Source organism: Maritimibacter dapengensis (assembly GCF_019218265.1).
GTDB classification, from domain to species: Bacteria; Pseudomonadota; Alphaproteobacteria; order Rhodobacterales; family Rhodobacteraceae; genus Maritimibacter; species Maritimibacter dapengensis.
This window is the reverse complement of sequence record NZ_JAHUZE010000001.1, coordinates 1154016-1175980: the sequence shown is the minus strand read 5'-3', so window position 1 is coordinate 1175980 and position 21965 is coordinate 1154016. Positions and strand designations below refer to the sequence as shown.

Here is a 21965-nt window from a genome sequence, read left to right as displayed (position 1 = left end):
CGTGGAATTGACTTAAGTCAGGGTTCGGCGGGCTATTCTTGACCAAGACGGTCAGGTAAACACCGAGGTTACCATGCGACCGATTCCCTTTGTCATGTCCTGCGCCGTTCTTGCCGTGAGCGCAGTCGCCCTGCCTCTTGTTGGGCAGGATGGCGACAATGTGCCGGCAACCCGTGAAGCCCTGGGCGAGCTTCTGTTTTTCGACACCGACTTGTCGGCCAATCGTACGCAATCCTGCGCCTCCTGCCACGACCCGGCCTATGCCTTCGCAGACCCCCGCGGCATGGCGTCGCCCGGCGATGACGGCGTATCGCTTGGCGACCGCAACGCCCCGACTGCGGCCTATGCCAGATACTCTCCATCGTTTTTCGTGGATGACGAAGGGGTCGCACACGGCGGCCAGTTCCTTGATGGGCGCGCCGGAACGCTGGAGGATCAGGCGGGCGGACCACCGCTCAACCCTCTGGAAATGGGCATGAAAGACGAAGCCGCCGTCGTCGCCCGACTGCGTGAGGATCCGATCTACGAAGCGGCTTTCCCGGCAATCTTCGGTGACGGCGTGCTGGACGACACCGCGACCGCTTATACGGCGATGACCCAGGCCATCGCCGCCTTCGAGCGGACCGAGACCTTCGCCCCGTTCGACAGCAAATACGACCGCTGGCTGCGCGGAGAAGCGGAACTGACGGACGAAGAAGAGCTGGGGCGGCTCCTGTTCTTCTCGCAGCAATTCACCAATTGCGCCGAGTGTCACAAGCTCGCCGCGAGCCAGATGGACCCGGAAGAGACCTTTACCGATTACAGCTTCCACAACATCGGGGTGCCGACGAACACCGCTTTGCGCGCGCAGAACGGCGTGGACCCGGCGTACGTCGATATGGGGCTGGGCGGCGGCGATCACCTCGACGACCCCGCCGAGGCGGGCAAGTTCCGCACGCCGACCCTGCGCAATGTCGCGATCACCGCGCCTTATATGCACAACGGCGTCTTCGAGGATCTGCGCACCGTCGTGCTGTTTTACAACAAGTACAACACGCGCTCGGACGCGCGCCAGATCAACCCGGAGACGGGCGCACCCTTCGGTCCGGCCCCGGTGCCGGAGACGCTCTCGCTCGAAGAACTCGAAATCGGCCCGGCGCTTGACGATCGTCGCATCGACGCGCTGGTCGCGTTTCTCGAAACCCTGACGGACGCGCGCTACGAGCCTTTGCTCGAGGACTAGACGATCTCGTCGATGATCGGGAGAAGCGGCGGTGGGCGCCAGCCCATGCGCCGCGCCCGTTCACGCGCCGCGTCCGATACCTGATCGACCCTTGGCTCCTCATCCCCTTCCGCGATCAGCAACTCCCGGTCCGCCAGCATGATCCCGAACAGGTTGTTCGGTTCGGGGCGTTGGGCCGCACCCTCGTCGGACACCGTAGGATTCTTCATCGCGGTAATCGCTGATAGTCGCGCAGGGTCGAACGTCAGCCCCTGTGCGCTGGCGCCCGCGGCGATCCATTCGGTCGGATAGGCCGACAATTCCGGCACCGTTCCCCCGCCGCCCAATATGCGGTGATTGCCGGGGAACCATTGCTGGAGATAAGCCAGGCTGCCGCTCTTTGCGTTGAGTTCGTCGAGGTTGCGCCACAACGCGGGCGGAAAATGCCGGCGCCGTTCGTCGATCGCGACCGCGTGCCGCGCGGCCACCACCGAGGACGACAGATCGGCGTCGTGAAACGCGTAGCGGTGGTTTGTCACCCGGCTGATCCAGCCTAGAAAACCCGGAAGGCCCAGTGCGCCCACCGTGTCCCAGACCCCGAGGAACGCGATCCGGAGGCGCGGGCGTTCCGCCATGCCCTGCCGTTCGCGCCAAAGGAGTTCGAGACCGCTCGTGGGAGTGTCGGGCGACAGCTTCGCGCGTTCGTGCATCATGATCGCGCTGTCGGGATGGGGATATGGCGGCAGATTCTCGAGCGGGTCGTCCGTAAAGGTCCGAATGCCTTCGACACGCGCTTCGCGGTCGCCGCGTTTGCGATAGAGTTCCATCGCCGCCGGGATGAGATCGGTGCGATCCTTCGGCGGGATGCCCATTGTGCGGATCAATCCCGCAAGCGACCGCGCCGTGTAGGCACCCCGCGAAAATCCGAAAATATAAATCTCGTCTCCGGGATCATGCAGGAAGATGAGGTGACGATAGGCTTCCTGGATACGGTCGTCCAAACCCCAGCCGAACGCCCCGCCGAACACCCTGTCGGTGAAGCGAGAGGCCCGGGTCACGCCCTGGCCGATCCCGACACCCGGCAGGTAGATCGGCACCTGAAGCACATTGTCAGATCCGACCGACGGAACCGCCTGCGCCAGCCGCACCACATGTGTCGGCACGACGGCGTCGTGTCGGTTCCAGGTCCCGTCGCAAAAGATCGCGATACGTTTCATGCCGCCCTCCTGAAACGCAGAATGGCGGCCCCGTGCCGTTGCGGCAAGTCCGGGCTAACGTCGCCTTGGCCCCCAGGCGACGAAACGGCGCTCAGGCGAGCTCCATCATCGCGGCCTCGACGAGCTCGGGCCCGGCGCCGGGCTTGTGCGCCCGCTCCGACAGCACCCGCTTCCAGTGCCGCGCACCCGGCTGGCCCGCGAATACGCCGAGCATATGCTTCGTGACCTGGGCGAGCTTTCCGCCTGCCGACACATGTGCTTCGATATAGGGCAGCATCGCGCGCACGACGTCACGCGGATCGTTGAACGGATCGGGGCGGCCGAACATCCGGCTGTCCGCCGTCATCAGGACGTCCGCCGGCTGATGGTAGGCCGCGCGCCCGATCATCGCCCCGTCCATACCGGCCGCGAGATGACGGGCCGCCTCGTCCAGCGAATGGATGCCGCCATTGATCGACAGATGGAGGTCCGGGCGCTCCGCCTTCATCCGGTGCACCAAAGGGTAATCCAACGGCGGAATGTCCCGGTTTTCCTTTGGCGACAGCCCCTGAAGCCACGCCTTGCGCGCATGGATGGCGAACCGGCGCACACCGGCCCCCGTCACGCGGTCGAGAAAGTTCGGCAGCACCACCACCGGGTCCTGATCGTCGACGCCGATCCGGCATTTCACCGTCACCTCGACGCCGTCGGCAGCACCGATCATCGCAGACGCACATTCCGCGACGAGACCCGGATCTTTCATCAGGACCGCGCCGAAGGTGCCTGATTGCACGCGGTCCGACGGGCATCCCACGTTCAGGTTCACCTCGTCATAGCCATGCGCGACGCAGAGCTTCGTGGCCTGTGCCAACTCCTCCGGGTCCGATCCGCCCAATTGCACCGCGACCGGATGCTCTTCGGGCGAATAGTCCAGCAAATGCACTGCCCCACCCCGCACCAACGCCGGCGCGGTCACCATCTCGGTATAAAGCAGCGTCTCGCGGCTCATGAGACGGTGAAAGATGCGACAATGGCGGTCCGTCCAGTCCATCATCGGTGCGACGGAAAGACGGGCTGCCGTATCGACTGCGTTCAATTGCATTCAGCGATCTCCTTGGGGTCGCCACCATGTGGGGCGGCGCTCCGGCGGGCACAATACGGATACGTCGTAATTTCGGCCACCCTGCCCTGTACAGAGACAGGCAAATAGCTGAACACAGGCGCGACCGCCTTCGATCTCACGTCCGAGACTCGCTGGAACCGGGTCGCAAGACTGGATCACGCGCGTGGCCAGCGGCCCCGGCGCGGGACGGCCCGCGAGCGGCCGTGCAATCGGTGACACGGCGAAAGGCCCCTTCAAGAATAGCATTTTCCAATGTCTGATATTATAGATTTTGTTTTCCAATACTAAATATAGATATGATGGAACAGGAGGAGGTGGAACCGCAATGAACATTACGTTCCGGTACTTGGAGCTGCTGAACGCAGTCGTTGTGTCAGGATCTATCAGTAAGGCGACCCGCCTGACCGGTCTGTCCCAGCCAACGATTTCACAGCAACTGGCCAAGTTCGAAGAAGAGCTTGGAACCCAGTTGATATATCGAAAGCGTGGCCAGACCGTCGAACTGACGCCGGCCGGCGAACACTGGTTTCGAGCGTCCCGCGATCTACTGAACCGCAGGCAGGAATACGAGACCGAGCATTCCCAGAGCTACACGAAAGACCAGATCCTGCTTCGATTCGGGGCAACGCCCTCGCTGCGCGGACGGTTCACCGAGGCCGCAGCAAAGATCGCTGTCGAGATCGGCCGCTTCACGCGGTTCGAACATGTGTTCGCGATCAATTCCGAGGAAATCGTCGAAATGATTGATACGCGCCAGATCAACTGTGGCGTCGTCAGCGCGGCGAATGTCGAGGATCACAAGGCCACGCTGTCGATTCGCCCCCTGTTTCATGACCGGATTGTCTGGGCGGTGCCGGCTTCGATTCCCACCGAACAGGTGACAAACGCGCTGATCAATCGCAGCATGTCGAGCAACGAAGCGCACGCCCTCAATCGCCATGTCGAAGTCAGCGCGGGCGTGCCGTGGGGCACAAGGACCCAGGCTTGGTACCGTGACAACCTGCCCGGCTCGGCCCCGTTCTTCCGGGCCTCTACCCATCAGGTCGCGGTGGACATCGTGGCAGCCGGACTCGCGACCTGCCATTGCCCGACCTCGCTTCTTCCGAATCTCACCGAACAGACCCTCGACCAACTCCGGCTGTACGATCTGGAAATGATCGGGCGGGACGCTGTTCTGATCATGCCGCGGCACCTGACCTCGCTACGGCCGTTTCTCGATTTCCAGACCCGGCTCTGCAACTATGTCGACGATACCCTGAGCGATCCCGGCACCGTCCGGCGGTTCGAAAAACTGCCTGTGCCCGATGGCCTTCTCAGCGAAATCGCAATGTGACGGATTGCCGTTTTCGTCGCAATTCGTTTTCCCAATATACAATATTGGCACTCGACGAAATGACGAGAGGCGCCGTCAGGCGCGCGCTCCGCGGGACACGATTTACGCCCTGCCACTCCGTCTGTGCGTTCGGCGGGTGATCGGTAGGGCTCGCGAAGATGTTCGGCAAATGTCTGATTTGAAATACATTTTTTAGGACAACTTCGCGTCAGGAGGTTTCCGGTCTATCAGGACGCGCTGGAAGGACCGCACATTCCGCGCGCCGCCGGATCCCTTCACCTGCACCCAGCCTGCCCTCCGCAGGCCCGCATCGAGAGGACCAGCGTGGCTTGACCGCAAAAAACTGATTGTTACGGTTCAAGAGCGCGAGATCGGTGATTTCGGCGAATAACCATATGATTTCATTGGACTGGGAGGAAGCTTGCAGGTCACAGACCCGCGGGCAATGGGAGGAACGATGGCGAATACAGAAGCGACTTGGACTGTTGGTGGTGGGGTGTTGACCTGGATATTCCGCCTGTTGCTCGTGGTGGCGGCGGCGCTGATGGTCTATTCATGGTTTCAACCCTGGTGGATCGCGGACATCGCAACCATTCGGGGAACGGACGACCTTGTGCTTCATCCTTGGGGCATCGATGCTGTCGGTCCGGTCAGGATGGCCTCCGATCCGGCCCTCTACGAGATGCCCGGCTTCTTCAAACCCTTCGTGTGGACCTATTTCGGCGTCGCGATGCTCGCGCTGCTCGTCAGCCTCTTCGTGAACAAGAAATTCAAGTTGGGCCCCGTCCGCTTGCCCCTTGCGACAACGCTGATCATTGTTGTCGGCCTCTCCTACCTCATCACCGTGGGGCTGGCCTACTACATCGGCGACATGCGCGCCTCGGGATTGGAGATGAACTTCATCGGCCGGTCGGACTACACGGACCCCACGTCGCACCGGAAGGTCCGGATGGATTCGGATTTGCAGGTCGGCTACTGGTATGCCCTCTATGCCGGCGTGGCGCTGGTCGCCCTGGGAATCATCCGCTTCCTCTTCCTGCGCGAATGGCGCAAGTAATGGCGCACCGGCGTCGGCGCATGCCATTCCGTACGGTCGAATAGACCATTACGATCCGAAACTGACCGACAATCGTCGGGTCAGCACGACCCCGGGGCTTCCTCGGGGTCGTTGTCGTTTTGGGCCTCTTGGAGGGTTTTGGGCGATCGCAGTATCGGAAATTTCGCAGGCCGACTCACTCGCCGCGCAACAGGCCGACGGCGCAGCATTGCACAACCAATATTGCTCATAGGAATATCCATTAATCAATGGTGCAAGCATGAGCGAACCAACGTCTACATTCATGTAAGGTAGGGAGGCTAAACATGAAATCGCACTACATCTACGCAGGGCTCATCGCCGCAGCGTCGGGCATGGCCCACGCCGAGGTGACACCGGAGCGCCTGCTTGCGGCCGGATCCGAGGAGGAAGCCGGCAACTGGTTGATGGTCGGCAAGACCTATGACCTGAACAGGTTCTCGCCGCTCGACAAGATCAACTCGAGCAACGTCGAAGGCCTGCGCCTGGTCATGGCGGCGCCGATCGGCGGCGCCGAGCCCGCCGGTTTCGGCATTGGCGCCATGCAAACGACCCCGCTTGCCGACGATGGCTTCATCTATCTGTCGGATCCGTGGGGCACGCCATACAAGTTCGACCTGACGAGCGGCACCGCCGCCAAGCCGGTCTGGGTCTGTGACACCGGGATCGACAAGGATCCGAGCCAAGGCATCCTTCTGGCGAACCGTGGCCTTGCGCTATCGGGCAACAACGTGATCAGCGTGCTGCCTGACGGTCGCGTCGTCGCCTGCGACAACGAAACCGGCGACGTGGTCTGGGATGCGCAGGTTGCGACCGAGGTTGGCGAGGGCTTCACCAACTCACCCCAGGTGATCGGCGACAAGATCATCGTCGGTCAGTCCTACGGTGACTGGGCAACCCGCGGCTGGATCGCCGCGATTGACGCCAATTCGGGCGAGGAAATCTGGCGCTTCTACACGATCCCGGAACCGGGCGAGCCTGGCTCCGAAACCTGGCTCTGCGAAGAAACCGGAAACCCGGATTGCTGGAAGACCGGCGGTGGCGCAGCCTGGGTCGCGGGCTCGTATGACCCGGAATCGAACCTCGTGTTCTGGGGAACCGGCAACCCGGTTCCGATGTATGACCCAGAGTACCGGCCAGGCGACAACCTCTATACCAACTCGACCGTCGCGCTCGATGCCGATACGGGCGAGATGGCGTGGTACTTCCAGTACACGCCCGGCGATTACATGGACTATGACGAGGTCGGCCCCGCCCTTCTCGTCGAGGCCAATATCGACGGCGAGGATCGCAAGGTCATGGCCCGCTTCGGCCGGAACGGCATCTTCTATACGCTTGACCGGAACAGCGGTGCCTACATCAACTCGGTCACCTATGTCAGCAATCTAAACTGGACCGAAGGGATCGACGCCAAGACCGGCAAGCCGATCGAATACGACCCGGAAGCCGACTTGCAGACCTACGCGATCGGGGCGATCACCCGCGCCGGCGATACGGCCACCACCTGCCCGAACATCCAGGGCGGCACCAACTTCTTCCCGACGGCCTACAACCCCGAACTCGGGCTTGCCTATGCCGGCGGGATCGAAGGGTGTTCCGATCTGTCGGTTCGGGAAGTCGACTCCGATGACGTGCTCCCAGGGAACATCTTCATCGGCGGCGCTGGCGTGAACAGCGGTGAACAGACCGGGTCGATCAACGCGGTCAACGTGTCCGACAACACCATCGCGGCGACGCTCAACACGACCTACCCGATGTACGGTGGCGTGATGGCTTCGGCCGATCTGCTCTGGGCCGGGCATATGGACGGGACCTTCTCCGCCTACAATGCATCGACCCTGGAAGAGCTGTGGTCGATGAATGTGGGGACGTCGTTCTCGGCCGCACCGATCACTTTCCTGGTGGGTGACACGCAATATGTCGCGATCACCGGCGGTGGCCTTGGTGTCGGCGGTGGTCTGGCACCTGAGCTGTCCAACATGCAGGCGGCCAACATGCTCTGGGTCTTCGCTCTCGAAGGGTAATGACCTTCAAGACCCGTGCCGGGCAGCTTCGGCTGCCCGGCTTTTCTACCTTCAATCCCCGGCCCGGACAGTGAGATTCCATGTCCTCGAGTACCAATGTGACGATCCCCGTTGCCGCCCTCATGCTAGCCCTCGTCGCACCACCCGTGCACGCCCAGTCGGCAGAAGAACAGGCAGGCGACCCGGAGCGCGGCAGAGTCGTTTACCGGTCGGTCGGGTATTGCGGGAATTGCCACGGCTGGGCCGGAGACGGAAAGTCCGGGACCAATCTTCAGGCCCCGGTCGGACCCAATCTGCGCGAGACCCCTCTGGACACGGAGGCCCTGATCGAAGTGATCGGATGCGGCCGGCCGGAAAGCCCGATGCCCTTTCACGACAGGGCCGCCTACCGCGACGGCCGCTGCTTCGGAATGGACCTTGATGATTTTGCCCCCGGTGCCGCCCCCAAGCGCGGCAAGACGTTCAGCGACCGGGACGTGGCCAACGTGGTGGCCTATCTCGAAACCTACGTCATCGGCCGAGGCGAACCGACATTCGAGGAATGTACCGAATTCTACGACAACCCGTCAGCGCATGCCTGTTCAAGCCTCCAGTGATCCGATGAGCATACCCAGGTATTTCAGCGCGGCACTCTGCCTCGTCCTGTCCGCCCAGGGGGCGTTCGGGCAGGACAAGGTCCTTCCCGCCTTCTCGATCTGGGATGTGGTTCTGGGCGAACCGATCTCGCAGGCTCCAGATTCCGATGTCGGCGAGATCACCTGCGGCACGAATGGCGGGCCACCGGGCCGGGAGCTCGGCTCCTTTACGGATTTCATGAATTGCACCCCCGAAGAGTCCGGCCTGCGCGAGGTCCAGTTCTCCTACGATGATGAACAGGACTACATCGCCCGTGCGCTGGAGCTTGAATACAAGGCGCTTCAGGGGGGCACGTCGGTTTACGCGCATCCGGTCATCGTGTCGGTGCTTGTCGATCCGGACGGCGTGGTTCAGGGCCGCCGGGTCGTGACGGATGACCGGGTCGCGGACATGGTGCGCCGCACGGCCTTCACCCTGATCCGCAATTTCAAGGGTCGCTTCGGGGAGTGGTCGCTCGACTGCACTGACGTTCCCTTGCGGGAAGGTGAACAGAAGGTTGGCAACCAGTTCGTCCATGAATTGTGCACGGCGCGTTCACCCGATGGCCGCACCCGGATCGCACTCGAGGCGACCTATCTGCGCAAACGCGGCCAACAGGCGAGAAACATCGAAACGCAAGAGATCAATACCGGGTATTTCGAAAGCCAGACCCGCTTCGAGGAGGTTCTGTCACCCTATGCCCCCGCGGCGGCGCCATGAGTTCAGTTCTGCATTCGCCCATTCGACATGAGGTTTTCGGCCATGGTCGCCGCGTCGAAATCCAATTCGCGGGTTGCAGCGGTCGTAAACCGGTTCCCGGTCAAGGTCGCGCCAGCGACGCTTCCACGGCGCAGGTCCGCGCCGTAGAAATCGGTGTAGGTGATGGTCGCATTCGCAAAACTCGCGCGACTCGCCTCGGCCTGAACGAAACCTGCATAGGAGATGGTTGCACCGTCGAAAACGCTCCGCCCCAGACGCGCGCCGTTGAGATTGGTCTGAACCATCGAAGCCATGCCGAAGTCAGCGTTGTTCGCGACGGCTTCGCGCAGGAGCGTTCTGTCCAGCACCGCACCGGGAAGCTTGGCGGAGGTCAACCGCGCGGTCTGCATCCGGGCCTCTGTCAGATCGGCACCGCTGAGGTCCGCGCCCGACATTTTCGCACCGTAAAACATGGCCCGGGTGAAATCGCCCTCCGTCATCAGAGCCTGCGTCAGATCGGCCAGATTGAAATTCGCGCCACGCGCCGTCACACCCTCGAGGATTGCACCGCGCAGATTGGCGCGGTGAAACGTGGCGTCGGTCAGATCCGCATTCGTCAGATCGACACCGGCAAGATCGGCCTTCTTGAAATCGGCGCCCTGCAAGTCGCAGCCCCGGCACTCTTCGCGCAACCCTGCAATCAGGTCTGCGACCGGGTCCGCCTGAAGCGGTCCCGCACCAATCGCCAAGACCGCCGCCAATACGAGCCGCATTCCCGGCTTCCCCCTTGTTAGAACTGGATTGCCCATGACCCCTGATAACGGCCGCATCTCCCGTTTTCGCAAATTCACAATATTGGCCTTTTCAATGAGCGCCCTGTTCGGCCTTGCCGTGGCAGGCCCGGTCCGCGCACAATCCGAGGCAGGCGAAATCCGCGGAATGGCCGAGGTGATCGACGCCGACGTCCTGAGCTTCGGCAATCAGCGGGTCATTCTCTGGGGGATCGACGCGCCGGAACGGCCGCAGACCTGCCGGCTGAACGGCGAATTCTGGGGCTGCTACGATGTGGCCTTCCGCAAACTCCAGCTCCTTGCGGGCAGAGGAGAGGTGGTTTGCCGCTTTCACGGCGAACCTGACCCGCTGGGGCGTCAGTATGGCGTTTGCGAAAGCGGGGGCGAGGATCTCAACGCGGAGATGGTCAGAGCGGGCCTTGCCCTCGCCTTCGCGGAACAGACCGACGCCTATATGGGCCAGATGGCCGAAGCGATCACGGCGGGAGCCGGGCTCTGGCAGCCCGGCGCCACGTTCGAGGAGCCATGGGAGTTTCGCCGGCGCGAAACACCGGGCGGTTTGAGGTAGGACAGACAATGACGCAGCTTGCCGACGCAATCCTGACGCCGGGCCGAGACGGGGCCTATGATGCGGTTTTGAAATGGGCGCTTCTGATGGCGCTGATAACGATCGGGTGCGTCGTGTCCTACGACTACGGGCTCTTGACCTACCTGTTCAGTGCGGACCGGTCGCGGATCACGATCCTGATCGCGGTTCTCTATATCGGCTTTTCGGCGCATTGCCTGTGGATCCTGGTGGAGTTGTCGCATGAATACCGCCGCGCCCTGCACTGGAAAGCCCGGCTCGCTGAAAGTTCTGCTGTGCCCGAGCCGCCAGAAGGCGGCGGGCTGGTCGACACCTACGTCGCAGACCTGATCCGCGCCCGGCGGAAATCATCGGAAACGGAAGGCGACGCCGAAATGCTGATGATGAGCCTTGGCGCAAGCTTCCGGCGTCGGACCAAGGTGGGCACCTACGGCGCGGACCTGCTCTACAAGCTGGGCATGCTCGGCACGATGGTCGGCTTCGTGATGATGCTGAACTCTATGGGCGACATGGCGAATTTCGACGTCGAGACCCTTCGCGAGGCGTTGCAGGACATGATCGCTGGCATGGCGGTGTCGCTTCTGACGACGATCGCGGGGCTCATTGGCGGCATTCTCCTTCGGCTCGAATACAATGTCGCCGACGCTCTCGTCACCGATCTCAGCCAGACGACGGTGAGCTTCACCGAAGTCTCGCTTCTGCCGCATCTTGCCCAGGCGGAACGCGATGTTTGAAGAAGAGCACGAACCGGACTTCGAAATCTTTTCGGCGCTCCTGTTCAATGCCCTGAAGGCCATCACCTTCATGTTCTTCATCTCGTTCGCAATGATCAATCCGGCTGCCGACGAGGGCAAGATCGACCCCAAGGCCGAAATGATGATCACCGTGACATGGCCCGACAAGAATCCCGACGATGTGGATACCTACGTGATGGACCCGGCCGGCAGTATCGTCTGGTACAACCAGCGCGAAGCGGGGCTGATGCACCTTGAACGGGACGACAGGGGTATGTTCAAGGATGTGATCCTTCTCAACAACGAAGAGATCGAAAACCCGCTCAATCAGGAAACCGTGGCGTTTCGCGGCCTCCAGGACGGCGAATACATCGTCAACATCGTGCATTACATCGCCAATGGTTCAGCGGCCCTTCCGGTGGAAGTGAAGGTCGAGAAGCTGAACCCTTCGGTCCAGGTGATCTTCTACCAGACACTCGAATTGCGGGGCACGGGAGATGAGGTGACGGCGGTGCGTTTCACGCTCGCGGGCAACGAAGTCGAGAATGTCACGAATACCCCCCGAAGCCTCGTGGAATTGACCCGATCCGGACGAAAAGGAACCGGCGACAGGCCCGGCGGGAACGATCAAGGCGGGCGAATTGATGCCACGACCGGACGGGTGATAGAGCGATGACCCTCACGATCCTTACCCTGACGGCGGCTTATGCGCTGGTGGTGTCCTTTCTGGCCTATCTTGTCCTGTTGTCCCGGCTCCATTGGGTCTTCAAGGGCCTGGCGACAGCGGCGACCATCGCGCTGATCCCGCTGACATTCGATGCGGTCGGCGAATTGCGCGGCATGCCGTCGGACGGTCCGATCCCGCCGAGTTTTCGCATGCTCTGGGCCGAGATTGTCGAACCCAATCAGCTCCAGGGCGAATCCGGCCGGGTGTTCCTGTGGCTTCAGCAGCTCGACAGCGACAACTATCCCGTGGGGCAGCCGCGCGCCTACCAGCTTCCCTATTCCGAGGACCTGCGCATCAAGATCAACGAGGTGATGGGAGACATCGCTGCGGGCGAAGACATTCAGGGGACCGTCGATGTGGAGGAGACCCTCCCCGAGGCGACAGCAGAGGCGCTTGCGCAGGAAATCGAGGGCGAAATCTCCGACGGGCAGCCGACCGGCTCCGCCTCAGTGGGCCAAAGGTTCTACATGTTCGACCCGTCGGTCCTGACCTTCGGCACGGCGCCAGCGCCGGTCACGCCCGAGAAGCCGCAATGATCGCCCGGCCCTGCCCCTTGTGGCGCCATAGAGATATTATCAGGGGTCACGGTCGATAGCGCGTGGCTACACATTCGCAATAGGGTCAGGCGTTCCGCCGGCTCAGAAAAGGCAGCATCGCGCCCGCCAGCCCGAACAATAGGACCGCTGCAAGGACACCGCCCACAACCCAGCGTCCCCAGCGCAGCGCCTCGACATCGGCGCCGAACCAGCCCGTGTCTCCCCAAAGCAGGACGCGTCCGCGCTCACCTTCAGTCGCACCAAGCTGGATCGCACGGCCAAGGTCGACCCCTCCCGCGCTCTCTTCCAGCCACAGAACGATCTTTCGGCTTTCCCCGGCAGCCATTGATCCAAGCTCCAGAGCTGTCATGCCGGTCGACGTCGTGGTGACCGGAACCCGCGTTCCATCCACCGTCGCCAAGAGCGCGCCCGGCACCGTCAGTGCGACATCTTCGGACGCAGACCGGCTTCGGACCGTGCCGCTGACCGTCCACCGAAATGCCTCGAGGTCCAGAAGCTCCGACAGTTCGGGGACTTCCCGCAACATCGTGCGGACCGCGACCACATTCATCAGCCGCGGCAGAACCACCGTCCTGACCTGTTCGGCCACGTTCGGCTCCATGGTCAGGCGGATCGCGATGTCTGTCTCCATGCGGTCCTGCAACTCGCCCGCCATGAAGTCCGCCACGCGGTTCGCATCGACCCCCATGTCGGGCGGCAATGGAAAGTCCTGCACATGCAGTTCCGCCTGCAACCCCGGAGACAGGAGATCGCGTGCATGACCCGACATGATCAGAAGCCCCAGCCCGGCCGTGAGGATCAGGCTGAGAGTGACAAGGCCTTGCCAGATTCGCATGTGGTCTCCGGTTTCGTTCCAAAGAAGACTATGCGGTCCGGGAATTGGAATAACCGATAACCAGTATTGAACCATAGACATTGCATGCTTTGGCCGGATCGTCCTGTGATCGGGAAAAAGAAGGAGAAGACAGGCATGTTCCTGCGGAATCTGTGCATTTGCCTGGCAGTGCTGGTGGCGGCCCCTGCCTTTGCGCAACAGGTCCGTAATATCGACAGGCCCCTGATCGCCCTAACGACCTTCGAGCAGAGCCGCCTCTTGGGGGACTGGTTCGAGGTGGCACGGACCCCGACCATGCTGGGGCGGGATTGCCACGGCACCACGGTCCGGATCGAGGAACGGGATGACAGCCGGCTGACACTGAAGATCAACTGTCATGTGGGCAGGCTCGAAGGCTCGGTCCTCGCCATCGAGGGGATTATCGTCGAATTGTCGCCGGGGGTCTTCGTGGCGCGATTGAACCGGCTGCCGCAGATCGGCAACCTGCCCATGATCGTGCTCTGGGAAGACGAGGAGGCCGGCCTTCTCGTCCTTGGCGCACCGCGCGGCGAGATCGGCTTTCTCTGGTCGCGCGAGGCGACCCCGGACGCTGCTGCACTCGACACGGCGCGGCAGGCTCTTGTCGCGCAAGGATATCGTACGGACTTGATAGAAACGGTGCCGCACGCGCCCTGAGGAGGCCGCATTTCCCTTCTAGCCCGGCTCCGCGTCACCGGGCCGCCTTTGCAGGATCCTCTCGTAGACGTCGGTAAGATCCTCCGCGTCTGTCTCGTCCAGGAGCGCCGCCGGCGTATCGTTGGCCCGGATCCGCCCGTGGTCGATGATGACGATCCGATCCGCATCGCCGACCTCGTCCACGAGATGTGTCGCCCACAGCACGGCCACCTTCTCGGTTCGGGCAAGGTCACGGACATGCGAGACGAGATCACGGCGCGAAGATGCGTCGAGCCCGGCGGACGGTTCATCCATGATCAGGAGATCGGGCTCGTTGATCAACGCGCGGGCGATTTCGACCCGGCGTTGCTGCCCGCCCGACAGGGTCCGAACGGGCCGGTTGCGGAGATCGTCGAGGTTGAACCGCGTGCAGAGCGCCTCGATCCGACCGGCAAGGTCGCTGCCGCTCAACCCGAAAAGCCGGCCGTGAAACCGGAGATTGGCAACCACCGAGATGTCGAGGTCGACCGAGCGGGCCTGAAACACGACGCCGAGCCGGGCAAGGATCCGCGGACCGTTCGAGGCATGATCGAGACCGAAGAGCCGAACACTTCCGGCATCGGGCGCGAAAAGCCCGGCGATAATCTGGAACATCGTCGATTTGCCCGCGCCATTCGGGCCAAGCAGGCCCACGAATTCACCCTCCTGCATCGCCAGCGAGATGCCTGCCAGCGCCTCTGACGTGCCATAGGATTTCCGGATGTCGCGCAGGTCCAGCACCGGGTCACTCATACATCCGCCCTCGCTTCGAGTTCTGCCACGATGCCGAGCACCCGCGACGGGTCGCGATCGGCCCGCGCGATGTCCACGCGGGTTTCGGCGATGATCCGGGCGGGTCGGCCCTGCAACTGGATGATCCGGTCGGCGAGCCGGGCTGCATCTTCGGGGTCGTGGCTGACAAGGATCATGGTCGGGCGGCGCTGTTCCGCGATCCGGCCGATGACCTCGTGCAGTTCGCGCACCAGTTTGCGGTCGATCGACACGAAAGGTTCGTCCAGAAGCAAAAGCTGGGGCTGGACCGCAAGCGCCCGCGCCAGCGCAACGCGGCGTTGCATCCCGCCCGACAGGTTCCCCGGAAGAGTGGTTTCATAGCCGGCAAGCCCCATCTCGCCCAAGAGCGAGATCGCCTCGTCCAATGTCGTAGCTGGGCTGACCGCGCGGATGTTTTCCGCGGCACCAAGCCACGGAAGCAATCGCGGGTCCTGAAACACGAAACCCGGCGGGCCGGCCTCGTCCGCGCCCTGCCCGAACACCGTGATCCGGCCTTCGAAATCCGTATCGAGCCCCGCGATCATCCGCAAAAGTGTTGACTTGCCCACCCCCGACGGCCCGACAAGGGCCAGCACCTCGCCTTCGGCGACATCGAGCGTCAGCCCGTCGAACAAGAGCCCCGTTGCGCCGTCGAACCGCTTCGCGCGGATATCGATCGAAACCGCTATGCTCGCCGCCATCCCAGGATCCGTTGTTCGAGTGGACGCATGACGAGGTATTCGAAAGCAATCACCACCGCCATGAATGTCAGCGTGTAGGCAAGAATGCCAGTGATATCGAAATTCTGGAAATAGACGCCGATCCGGAACCCGACCCCGCCATCGCTGCCAAGCACCTCGAAGACAAGCACGATCTTCCAGATCAGCGACAGCCCTGTTCGGGCCGCGGTGAGGACGAACGGCATCAGCTGGGGCACGACAAAGAGGCGTATGCGGCGCCAGAACGGCACGCGATAAGCCAACGCCAGTTCCGACAGGCCCGCATCGAGCGCCCGGACGCCCTCGCGCATGGTCACTGCCACGAGCGGAGCCTTGTTGATCGTCACCGCGAGGATCAGGGCGAATTCCGACAGACCCAGCCAGATATAGCAGGCGATGGCGACAACGATCGCCGGCACGTTCAGCCCGATCAGAATCCAGCTTGAAAACAACTTGTCGAGCGTCCGGGCCCGGCCAAGCGCGCCGCCGATGAGCACGCCGATCGTCATGGCCGCGACAAAGGCAAGCGCGGCCCGGCCGAGCGTCTTTCCGAGGTCCGCGAACAGGTACCGCTCTGTCCCCAGCATCCAGATTTCCTGAAACACGGCGAGCGGCGCGGGAAACAGCCTGTGCGCGGCCAGCATGGCGGCGACCTGCCAGACAAGAAGAAGAAGCGGCAACGAGGCAGCCTCGATCCAGGAATTTCGGTCGCCGCGCGTTTGCCTCATGAGGGACCCTGTCCGCCCCCTGCCTAGGTGCGATAGCCAGCCCAGAAGGTTCCAGGATCCATTGTCGCGCTGTCACCGACCAAATCCGGGCCTCCGTATTCCGCCATGATCGAAAAGGCAGTGCGGGCCGACTCGATCATCTCGTCGGTGAAGCCGGGAATGATGCCCGCGCGATAATCGTCGCGAAGTGTCTGAAAGAGCGTGTCATCCTCCGCGGCCCCCATCTTTTCGCGCAGATCGTCCCAGATGGCATCGTCCGAGGCCAGAAGCGCCTTGGCTTCAAAGGACGCATTGAAGAAATGGGTCAGGGCATCTTTCTTCTTTCTGGCGGTCTCCTCGAGGAAAACCCAGGCCAGAAGCGGCGGTTGATTGGTGATCCCCATGCCTTCCATCATCTCGGCGACCGAGACCAGCTCGGTATTCCCGGCGGCCTTGGCGCGCGCGTTGAAATGCCAGAAGTTGAGGCTCGCATCAACCTCGCCATTCGCCAGAAGCTCGTTGATAAGCGGGGGCGCGCCGAACTTGGCGTCCACCTTGTCGGCCAAGGTGTCGCCCGTCTGCTGGGCGTAGAAGGCCTGAAGCGCGATCCAGCTCTTGTCGACGGGGCCGCCGGCGATCCCGATCGTCTTGCCCGGCAGATCGGTCACCGCGCCGATATCGCTTCCGGCCGGAACCATCAGCCCGCCCACGGCGAGCGAATGCGGCACACAGGTCACCGGCTCCCCCGCCGCCCTGAGCGAGGCGACCCAGATGTAATCGGACAGGATCAGGTCCGCCTCGCCGGACAGAAGCGCGACATGACCGGCCTGCTTGTTCGCGACATCGATCAGTTCGAGGGCGATCTGGTTGTGGGTATCGAGACGCTTGTCGAGTATCGTCTGCATCTCCCAGCTGGCCGTGCCGGTCAGCTGGACGCCGACGACCACATCTTCCGCAGCTGGCGAAAAGGCCATCGCCCGCGCCGGCATCATCATACCTGCAGTCGCAGCCAGTAGCTTGTTGAAATCACGTCTCTTCATTGCATTCCTCCCGGACCAGACCTTGGCTGGTCGTCTTGTTCCCAAGAATGCTAGCACCCGCGAAAAACAGGTTACTCAATCTCAGATATTGCCAAACCCAATCCTCGAAAAGGGCTAGGGTGGAGCCACAACAGAACGCGCGGAGGAAACATGAAGAACGTATTTGGGGCGCTGGCACTGATTGCCACCGGCGCTGTCGCACATGCCGAAGGAAATCTCGCAAGCGATGCGACACGGCTTCCGGATATGGAGATCGACAGCGCGGAGCTGACCCTGTCGGTCAATGAATTCGAGCTGGAGACCGGGAAATATTACCGCTGGTCGATCGTTCATGACGGCGGCGAGGAATTCCAGATCGTTGCCCCGGACCTGTTCCGCAACTCATGGATCAACCAGGTGGTGGTCAACGACCTCGAAGTGCAGCCCTATGGCCTCTATGCGATCGAGTTCGACGACGAAGGTCAGATCGACGTCTGGTTCGTCCCGATCCGTCCCGGCAATTACGATTTCTGGATCGCCGGCTATCAGGATCGCGGCCTCGCCGGCACTTTCGTCGTGAGGTAGCGTGATGTTGCGCGCATTTTTCGTCGCTCTCATCATGGCGACACCGGCCATGGCCCTCGACACGGGCCGAATCTTCGTCTCGAACGAACGAAGTCACGATATCTGGGTCTTTTCCCCGGATTACGAGCATATCGCCACCATCGAGACCTCGCGCCGCCCTCGCGACATGAGGCTCAACGCGGACCGGACGCTTCTCTATGTCGCCTGCGGGGACGACGACGTGATCGACATCATCGACGTCGACACGCTCGAAGTCGTCGACAGCATCCCGACCGGGCCCAGCCCCGAAGTCTTCGCCTTTTCGCCGGACGAGTCGCTGATCTACGTCTCGAACGAAGAGGATTCGATGCTCGAGATCATCGAGGCCGACAGCCGGATCGTCGTCCACGACGTGCCCACGGGCGCCGAACCCGAAGGCGTCATCTCGTCCGAGGACGGTTCGACCGTCTACGTGACCTCGGAAGTGGCGGACATGATCCACGTGATCGACACCGAGGCCGGCGCCGTGGTCGACAACATCATCGTGGGGACCCGGCCCCGCCGGTTCGTGCTGACACCCGACACCAACGAGCTATGGGTGTCCGCCGAATTGTCGAGCGAGATCTACATCATCGACCGTGCCACGAACGACATCAAGGAAGTGCTCCAATTCCTGCCGCCGGGCTTCCGGCCCGAAGACGTGACGCCGGTGGGCATGGCCCTGACTGCGGACGGGTCGCGCGGCTATATCTCGTTGGGCCGTGCGAACCACATCGCGGTGATCGACGGGGTGACACATGAGGTGATCGACTATGTCCTGGTCGGACGCCGCGCATGGTCTGTCGCACTGACCCGCGATGAAAGCGTCGCGGTGGTCGCGAACGGGCTGTCCGATGACATCACGCTGGTCGACACGAAGACCCTGCGCCCGATCCGGTCCATCCCGGTGGGCCAGGTCCCCCATACCGTGGTGATCGACGATTGATGCGCGCGCTGCTTATCCTTGTCATCTCTGTCTGGGCCGGCATCGCCACGGCTCAGGAAGAGGTGAAGATCGCGCTGGTCGGGCTCGATCCCGATCCGCGTTACGATGACGCCATCGCCTATGCGCGGATCGAGACCAGCCGGCAGGGCGACCCCGAGGTGGCCGCGCGCATGGCCATCGACGACCTCGCGCTCTTGACGGACGCAAGGGACCTGACGATCGGCTTTTCGGCGGTGCGCGTCGCCGAAGCCGGCGACCTTGTCGCCGCGGCCCGCGCACTTGCCGAGGAGGGCGCGAAATACCTTCTGCTCGATCTTCCGGCACCTGAGGCCGACGCAGTGGCCGAGGCACTTGGGCCCGATGGCCCGCTTCTGTTGAACACCACCGCACCGGAGGATTGGTTGCGCCGGCGCTGTCATGACCGGATGCTGCACACGGCGGCCAGCGACAGGATGATCGCGGATGCCCTGATCCAGCATTTCGTCACGATGCAATGGCAGGACGTGCTGCTCCTGCATGGCAAGACGGAACGGGACCTGGCGCGTGCGGCGTCTTTCACCGAAGCGGCCGAGCGGTTCAGGCTGCGGATCGTCGAGACGCGGGAATTCGACCTCTCGACCAACCCGGCGCTGCGCGAACAGAACAATGTGGCCCTTCTGACCGGGGACACGCGCGACTATGACGCGGTCTTTATCGCGGACAGCTTCGGCGAGTTCTCGCGCTATCTGCCGTATCAGACGGCCTTGCCCCGCCCCGTGGTCGGTGCAACGGGGCTTGTGCCCCTCGAATGGCATTGGTCACTCGAACGCTACGGCGCACCGCAGGTCAACAGCCGGTTCGAGACGGCGGTGGGCGACGGCAGGCGGATGACATGGCAGGATTGGTCGGTCTGGGTCGCGATGCGCGCTGTCCTGACGGCGGAAGCCAAGTCGCGCGACCGCGACCCCGCCGCGATAGAAGCGTTCCTTCGGTCGGACGGGCTTCGGCTCGACGGGTCGAAAGGCGCACAGTTGAGCTTCCGTCCATGGGACAGCCAACTCAGGCAGCCGATCCTTCTGGCCACGTCCAACGCGATCATTGGCATCGCGCCGCTCGAGGGGTTTCTGCATCAGACCAATACGCTCGACAGCCTCGGCATCGACGAACCGGAATTCGCCTGTGACTGAGGCGGTATCGCATCCGCGTCGGCGCTATCTGCTCGGTCTCTATGCGGTCACGGAGCGGGAGGTGCTCAAATTCGTCCGCCAGTATGAGCGCCTCTTGTCCGCCATCGTCCGCCCGTCGCTTTGGCTCTTCATTTTCGCGACCGGCCTTCAGAACCTTCTGGGCATCTCGATCATCCCGCCCTACGAGACCTACACGCCCTATCAGGAATACATCCTGCCGGGACTGGTCGGCATCATCATCCTGTTTCAGTGCATGCAATCGGCCCTGTCGATGGTCTATGACCGGGAGGCAGGTGTCATGCGGGTGATGCTGGTCACACCCCTGCCCCGCAGCTATCTGCTTCTGGCCAAGATCATCGGCGCCACGATACTCGCGATGATGCAGGCTTACGTCTTTTTGGGGATCGCCGCACTGGTGGGCTACTACACCACGCTCGCGGGCATGATCTGGATCGCGCCCGCGATGCTTCTGTCGGGGCTGATGCTGGGGTCCATCGGGCTTCTGATCACCGTCTATACCCGACAGATCGAGAACTTTGCCGGGCTGATGAACTTCGTCATCTTCCCGATGTTCTTCATGTCTTCCGCGCTCTATCCGCTGTGGAAACTTCAGGAAAGCGGCGCCACGCTCCTGCACGACATCGCCTTGTTCAATCCCTTTACGCACGCGGTCGAACTGATCCGCTTCGCGGCCTACGGTCAGATGAACTGGACCTCCTGCGCCGTCGTGGCGGGCGTGGCCATCGTGGCCTTCGCCCTGTCGGCACGCGGATACGACCCGAACCGGGGATCGATCCGCATGATCAAGCGCGGCTGATCCCGAAGGATCCGGGGCTAGTCCGGGGAATACTGGTATGCCACGATTTCGCCAGTGCCGAGATTGGGCACGATCACGATGTCACCCATGACGCCCAGATCGGCAGCGCCCTCCCCGACCGAGGCAAGCTCGCGCGTCCCGGCGTCGTCGTGAACGAACATCGTGCCGGTGGGATTGTCGTCAAAGATCACCGCATCGCCCACGACAACCATACCGTCGACGCTGCCGAGACCCTGCGCACCTTCGACAGGTGTGGCATTCTTGCTTTCGATATCGACCTGCCAAAGCCCGCCGGGCTCGGCAACGGTGAAATCGGGCTGCATCCCCTCTCCGAAGGATCCGATCCAGAGTGTCCCGTCCGCGGCGAGGATCCCGTTCGGAAGCGGCAGGCTTCCGGCCGGCATGAAGACCTCGGCCACATCGTCCTTGTAACGATAGAGACCACCGGCAAGGAAATCGGTCACATAGACCGATCCATCCGCCCCGATCGCAATGTCATTCGGGAAGGTCGCCCCTTCGAGCGCGACCGTGGAGACGAGGCTCCCATCCGCGACCGACACGACGTGCATCCCCGTGGCATCAGCCACGTAGAGCATACCGTCCTGGCTCGCCATCCCCTTCGGGTCCATGAGCCCCGTCACCCAATCGGCATCTTCGAGTTTGCCGTCTGACGACACGAGGGACAGACGACCGTCCATGCCCCCGTCAGGACCGAAGACCCCGATGTTGCTGACGATGATCTTGTCTATGCTGGCCTCGTACCAGGCGGACTCCGGCGTGCTGAAGCCGCCAAGTCGCCAGGCTTCGTCCAAGCTTTCCCCCAGAACCGTGCCGGGCAGGGTCGCTGAAACCGCAAGCAGTAAATATCTCATCACAGGCTCCTTTTACAGGATACCAAACTGCGCCATTCCTCGATTGATAATGCCTATGAGAAGAATTGACCGACGTTCAGGAGGACTTGGGTCGCCTCCATCCGCCTAAAACGCACGAGGCTTGCCGTCACGGCCCGATGGACGATCACGCACAGG

The 21965-nt window shown here is 62.5% G+C and carries 24 protein-coding genes; 15 read left to right on the top strand and 9 right to left on the bottom strand.

Annotated elements, in window-relative coordinates; translation table 11 throughout:
• Window positions 1–73: 73 nt before the first annotated feature.
• A complete protein-coding gene (locus KJP28_RS05940; RefSeq protein WP_255552184.1) occupies window positions 74–1222 on the top strand; it encodes a cytochrome-c peroxidase in 1149 nt (382 codons plus the stop codon).
• Here the strand turns inward: KJP28_RS05940 and KJP28_RS05935 are convergent.
• Window positions 1219–2418, bottom strand: a complete 1200-nt coding sequence (locus tag KJP28_RS05935) for a DUF2235 domain-containing protein (protein ID WP_218391592.1) — start codon at window positions 2416–2418, stop codon at window positions 1219–1221. The two genes, KJP28_RS05940 and KJP28_RS05935, sit on opposite strands and share 4 nt — an antisense overlap.
• A gap of 91 nt (window positions 2419–2509) precedes the next feature.
• A complete protein-coding gene (gene dusA, locus KJP28_RS05930) occupies window positions 2510–3499 on the bottom strand; it encodes a tRNA dihydrouridine(20/20a) synthase DusA (RefSeq protein WP_218391591.1) in 990 nt (329 codons plus the stop codon).
• A gap of 346 nt (window positions 3500–3845) precedes the next feature.
• Here dusA and KJP28_RS05925 point away from each other — a divergent pair, with 346 nt between their 5' ends.
• The 5 genes from KJP28_RS05925 to KJP28_RS05905 all read left to right on the top strand — a co-directional run bounded on the left by KJP28_RS05925 (window position 3846) and on the right by KJP28_RS05905 (window position 9287).
• The gene (locus tag KJP28_RS05925) at window positions 3846–4853 is read left to right on the top strand and encodes a LysR family transcriptional regulator (protein ID WP_218391590.1); all 1008 of its coding nucleotides are present in this window, start codon (window positions 3846–3848) and stop codon (window positions 4851–4853) included.
• A 457-nt stretch (window positions 4854–5310) separates the two neighbouring features.
• Window positions 5311–5910, top strand: coding sequence for a hypothetical protein (locus tag KJP28_RS05920; protein WP_218391589.1), 600 nt, complete (start codon window positions 5311–5313; stop codon window positions 5908–5910).
• Between the two features lie 305 nt (window positions 5911–6215).
• Window positions 6216–7952, top strand: coding sequence for a pyrroloquinoline quinone-dependent dehydrogenase (locus KJP28_RS05915; protein ID WP_218391588.1), 1737 nt, complete (start codon window positions 6216–6218; stop codon window positions 7950–7952).
• Window positions 7953–8032: 80 nt separating this feature from the next.
• Window positions 8033–8548, top strand: coding sequence for a c-type cytochrome (locus KJP28_RS05910; protein WP_218391587.1), 516 nt, complete (start codon window positions 8033–8035; stop codon window positions 8546–8548).
• A gap of 4 nt (window positions 8549–8552) precedes the next feature.
• Window positions 8553–9287 (top strand): hypothetical protein, encoded by a 735-nt coding sequence (locus KJP28_RS05905; protein WP_218391586.1) that lies wholly within the window; start codon window positions 8553–8555, stop codon window positions 9285–9287.
• Window positions 9288–9289: 2 nt separating this feature from the next.
• Here KJP28_RS05905 and KJP28_RS05900 read toward each other — a convergent pair whose 3' ends face one another.
• Window positions 9290–10039, bottom strand: a complete 750-nt coding sequence (locus KJP28_RS05900; protein ID WP_218391582.1) for a pentapeptide repeat-containing protein — start codon at window positions 10037–10039, stop codon at window positions 9290–9292.
• Window positions 10040–10133: 94 nt separating this feature from the next.
• Here KJP28_RS05900 and KJP28_RS05895 point away from each other — a divergent pair, with 94 nt between their 5' ends.
• Genes KJP28_RS05895 through KJP28_RS05880 form a run of 4 tightly spaced genes read left to right on the top strand, consistent with a single transcriptional unit; the run spans window position 10134 to window position 12640 of the window.
• Complete coding sequence (locus tag KJP28_RS05895) at window positions 10134–10625, top strand: thermonuclease family protein (RefSeq protein ID WP_218391578.1); 492 nt, start codon at window positions 10134–10136, stop codon at window positions 10623–10625.
• A gap of 8 nt (window positions 10626–10633) precedes the next feature.
• Complete coding sequence (locus KJP28_RS05890; RefSeq protein ID WP_218391573.1) at window positions 10634–11377, top strand: MotA/TolQ/ExbB proton channel family protein; 744 nt, start codon at window positions 10634–10636, stop codon at window positions 11375–11377.
• Window positions 11370–12053, top strand: a complete 684-nt coding sequence (locus KJP28_RS05885; RefSeq protein WP_218391563.1) for a hypothetical protein — start codon at window positions 11370–11372, stop codon at window positions 12051–12053. Before KJP28_RS05890 ends, KJP28_RS05885 begins: the two co-directional genes overlap by 8 nt.
• Window positions 12050–12640 (top strand): hypothetical protein, encoded by a 591-nt coding sequence (locus tag KJP28_RS05880; protein ID WP_218391559.1) that lies wholly within the window; start codon window positions 12050–12052, stop codon window positions 12638–12640. The genes KJP28_RS05885 and KJP28_RS05880 overlap by 4 nt, the downstream gene beginning before the upstream one ends.
• An 85-nt stretch (window positions 12641–12725) precedes the next feature.
• Here the strand turns inward: KJP28_RS05880 and KJP28_RS05875 are convergent, their stop codons facing one another.
• The gene (locus KJP28_RS05875; RefSeq protein WP_218391556.1) at window positions 12726–13496 is read right to left on the bottom strand and encodes a hypothetical protein; all 771 of its coding nucleotides are present in this window, start codon (window positions 13494–13496) and stop codon (window positions 12726–12728) included.
• 135 nt (window positions 13497–13631) lie between these two features.
• Between KJP28_RS05875 and KJP28_RS05870 the strand changes: the two genes are divergently transcribed.
• Window positions 13632–14171: a lipocalin family protein gene (locus tag KJP28_RS05870; RefSeq protein WP_218391552.1), complete on the top strand. Its 540-nt coding sequence runs from the start codon at window positions 13632–13634 to the stop codon at window positions 14169–14171.
• Between the two features lie 18 nt (window positions 14172–14189).
• Here the strand turns inward: KJP28_RS05870 and KJP28_RS05865 are convergent, their stop codons facing one another.
• From KJP28_RS05865 to KJP28_RS05850, 4 genes are read right to left on the bottom strand one after another with little or no spacing between them, the layout of a single operon-like run.
• Window positions 14190–14942 carry an ATP-binding cassette domain-containing protein gene (locus tag KJP28_RS05865; RefSeq protein WP_218391550.1) on the bottom strand — a complete coding sequence of 251 codons (753 nt, stop codon included), beginning with the start codon at window positions 14940–14942 and terminating at the stop codon, window positions 14190–14192.
• Entirely contained in the window at window positions 14939–15661 is a 723-nt protein-coding gene (locus tag KJP28_RS05860; RefSeq protein ID WP_218391549.1) for an ABC transporter ATP-binding protein, read from the bottom strand. Before KJP28_RS05860 ends, KJP28_RS05865 begins: the two co-directional genes overlap by 4 nt.
• On the bottom strand, window positions 15646–16407 hold the full coding sequence (locus KJP28_RS05855) for an ABC transporter permease (protein WP_255552183.1): 762 nt from the start codon (window positions 16405–16407) through the stop codon (window positions 15646–15648). The genes KJP28_RS05860 and KJP28_RS05855 overlap by 16 nt, the downstream gene beginning before the upstream one ends.
• 23 nt (window positions 16408–16430) lie before the next feature.
• The gene (locus KJP28_RS05850; RefSeq protein ID WP_218391548.1) at window positions 16431–17426 is read right to left on the bottom strand and encodes an ABC transporter substrate-binding protein; all 996 of its coding nucleotides are present in this window, start codon (window positions 17424–17426) and stop codon (window positions 16431–16433) included.
• 150 nt (window positions 17427–17576) lie between these two features.
• On the opposite strand from KJP28_RS05850, the gene KJP28_RS05845 reads away from it, so the two are divergent.
• From KJP28_RS05845 to KJP28_RS05830, 4 genes are read left to right on the top strand one after another with little or no spacing between them, the layout of a single operon-like run.
• On the top strand, window positions 17577–17990 hold the full coding sequence (locus KJP28_RS05845; RefSeq protein WP_218391546.1) for a cupredoxin domain-containing protein: 414 nt from the start codon (window positions 17577–17579) through the stop codon (window positions 17988–17990).
• 4 nt (window positions 17991–17994) lie between these two features.
• Window positions 17995–18954, top strand: a complete 960-nt coding sequence (locus KJP28_RS05840; RefSeq protein WP_255552182.1) for a PQQ-dependent catabolism-associated beta-propeller protein — start codon at window positions 17995–17997, stop codon at window positions 18952–18954.
• Window positions 18954–20120, top strand: coding sequence for a type 1 periplasmic-binding domain-containing protein (locus KJP28_RS05835; RefSeq protein WP_218391543.1), 1167 nt, complete (start codon window positions 18954–18956; stop codon window positions 20118–20120). The genes KJP28_RS05840 and KJP28_RS05835 overlap by 1 nt, the downstream gene beginning before the upstream one ends.
• On the top strand, window positions 20113–20937 hold the full coding sequence (locus KJP28_RS05830) for an ABC transporter permease (protein ID WP_218391539.1): 825 nt from the start codon (window positions 20113–20115) through the stop codon (window positions 20935–20937). Before KJP28_RS05835 ends, KJP28_RS05830 begins: the two co-directional genes overlap by 8 nt.
• Window positions 20938–20954: 17 nt before the next feature.
• On the opposite strand, the gene KJP28_RS05825 is transcribed toward KJP28_RS05830, so the two are convergent.
• A complete protein-coding gene (locus tag KJP28_RS05825) occupies window positions 20955–21809 on the bottom strand; it encodes a hypothetical protein (protein WP_218391536.1) in 855 nt (284 codons plus the stop codon).
• Window positions 21810–21965: the final 156 nt, after the last annotated feature.

Coding starts and splice junctions, on each gene's coding strand:
- KJP28_RS05835 (WP_218391543.1), top strand. CDS start 18,954: ATGCGCGCGCTGCTTATCCTTGTCATCTCTGTCTGGGCCGGCATCGCC.
- KJP28_RS05840 (WP_255552182.1), top strand. CDS start 17,995: ATGTTGCGCGCATTTTTCGTCGCTCTCATCATGGCGACACCGGCCATG.
- KJP28_RS05845 (WP_218391546.1), top strand. CDS start 17,577: ATGAAGAACGTATTTGGGGCGCTGGCACTGATTGCCACCGGCGCTGTC.
- KJP28_RS05900 (WP_218391582.1), bottom strand. CDS start 10,039: ATGCGGCTCGTATTGGCGGCGGTCTTGGCGATTGGTGCGGGACCGCTT.
- KJP28_RS05875 (WP_218391556.1), bottom strand. CDS start 13,496: ATGCGAATCTGGCAAGGCCTTGTCACTCTCAGCCTGATCCTCACGGCC.
- KJP28_RS05935 (WP_218391592.1), bottom strand. CDS start 2,418: ATGAAACGTATCGCGATCTTTTGCGACGGGACCTGGAACCGACACGAC.
- KJP28_RS05925 (WP_218391590.1), top strand. CDS start 3,846: ATGAACATTACGTTCCGGTACTTGGAGCTGCTGAACGCAGTCGTTGTG.
- KJP28_RS05850 (WP_218391548.1), bottom strand. CDS start 17,426: ATGAAGAGACGTGATTTCAACAAGCTACTGGCTGCGACTGCAGGTATG.
- KJP28_RS05905 (WP_218391586.1), top strand. CDS start 8,553: ATGAGCATACCCAGGTATTTCAGCGCGGCACTCTGCCTCGTCCTGTCC.
- KJP28_RS05885 (WP_218391563.1), top strand. CDS start 11,370: ATGTTTGAAGAAGAGCACGAACCGGACTTCGAAATCTTTTCGGCGCTC.
- KJP28_RS05880 (WP_218391559.1), top strand. CDS start 12,050: ATGACCCTCACGATCCTTACCCTGACGGCGGCTTATGCGCTGGTGGTG.
- KJP28_RS05910 (WP_218391587.1), top strand. CDS start 8,033: ATGTCCTCGAGTACCAATGTGACGATCCCCGTTGCCGCCCTCATGCTA.
- KJP28_RS05860 (WP_218391549.1), bottom strand. CDS start 15,661: ATGGCGGCGAGCATAGCGGTTTCGATCGATATCCGCGCGAAGCGGTTC.
- KJP28_RS05920 (WP_218391589.1), top strand. CDS start 5,311: ATGGCGAATACAGAAGCGACTTGGACTGTTGGTGGTGGGGTGTTGACC.
- KJP28_RS05825 (WP_218391536.1), bottom strand. CDS start 21,809: ATGAGATATTTACTGCTTGCGGTTTCAGCGACCCTGCCCGGCACGGTT.
- KJP28_RS05870 (WP_218391552.1), top strand. CDS start 13,632: ATGTTCCTGCGGAATCTGTGCATTTGCCTGGCAGTGCTGGTGGCGGCC.
- KJP28_RS05915 (WP_218391588.1), top strand. CDS start 6,216: ATGAAATCGCACTACATCTACGCAGGGCTCATCGCCGCAGCGTCGGGC.
- KJP28_RS05855 (WP_255552183.1), bottom strand. CDS start 16,407: ATGAGGCAAACGCGCGGCGACCGAAATTCCTGGATCGAGGCTGCCTCG.
- KJP28_RS05895 (WP_218391578.1), top strand. CDS start 10,134: ATGAGCGCCCTGTTCGGCCTTGCCGTGGCAGGCCCGGTCCGCGCACAA.
- dusA (WP_218391591.1), bottom strand. CDS start 3,499: ATGCAATTGAACGCAGTCGATACGGCAGCCCGTCTTTCCGTCGCACCG.
- KJP28_RS05865 (WP_218391550.1), bottom strand. CDS start 14,942: ATGAGTGACCCGGTGCTGGACCTGCGCGACATCCGGAAATCCTATGGC.
- KJP28_RS05890 (WP_218391573.1), top strand. CDS start 10,634: ATGACGCAGCTTGCCGACGCAATCCTGACGCCGGGCCGAGACGGGGCC.
- KJP28_RS05940 (WP_255552184.1), top strand. CDS start 74: ATGCGACCGATTCCCTTTGTCATGTCCTGCGCCGTTCTTGCCGTGAGC.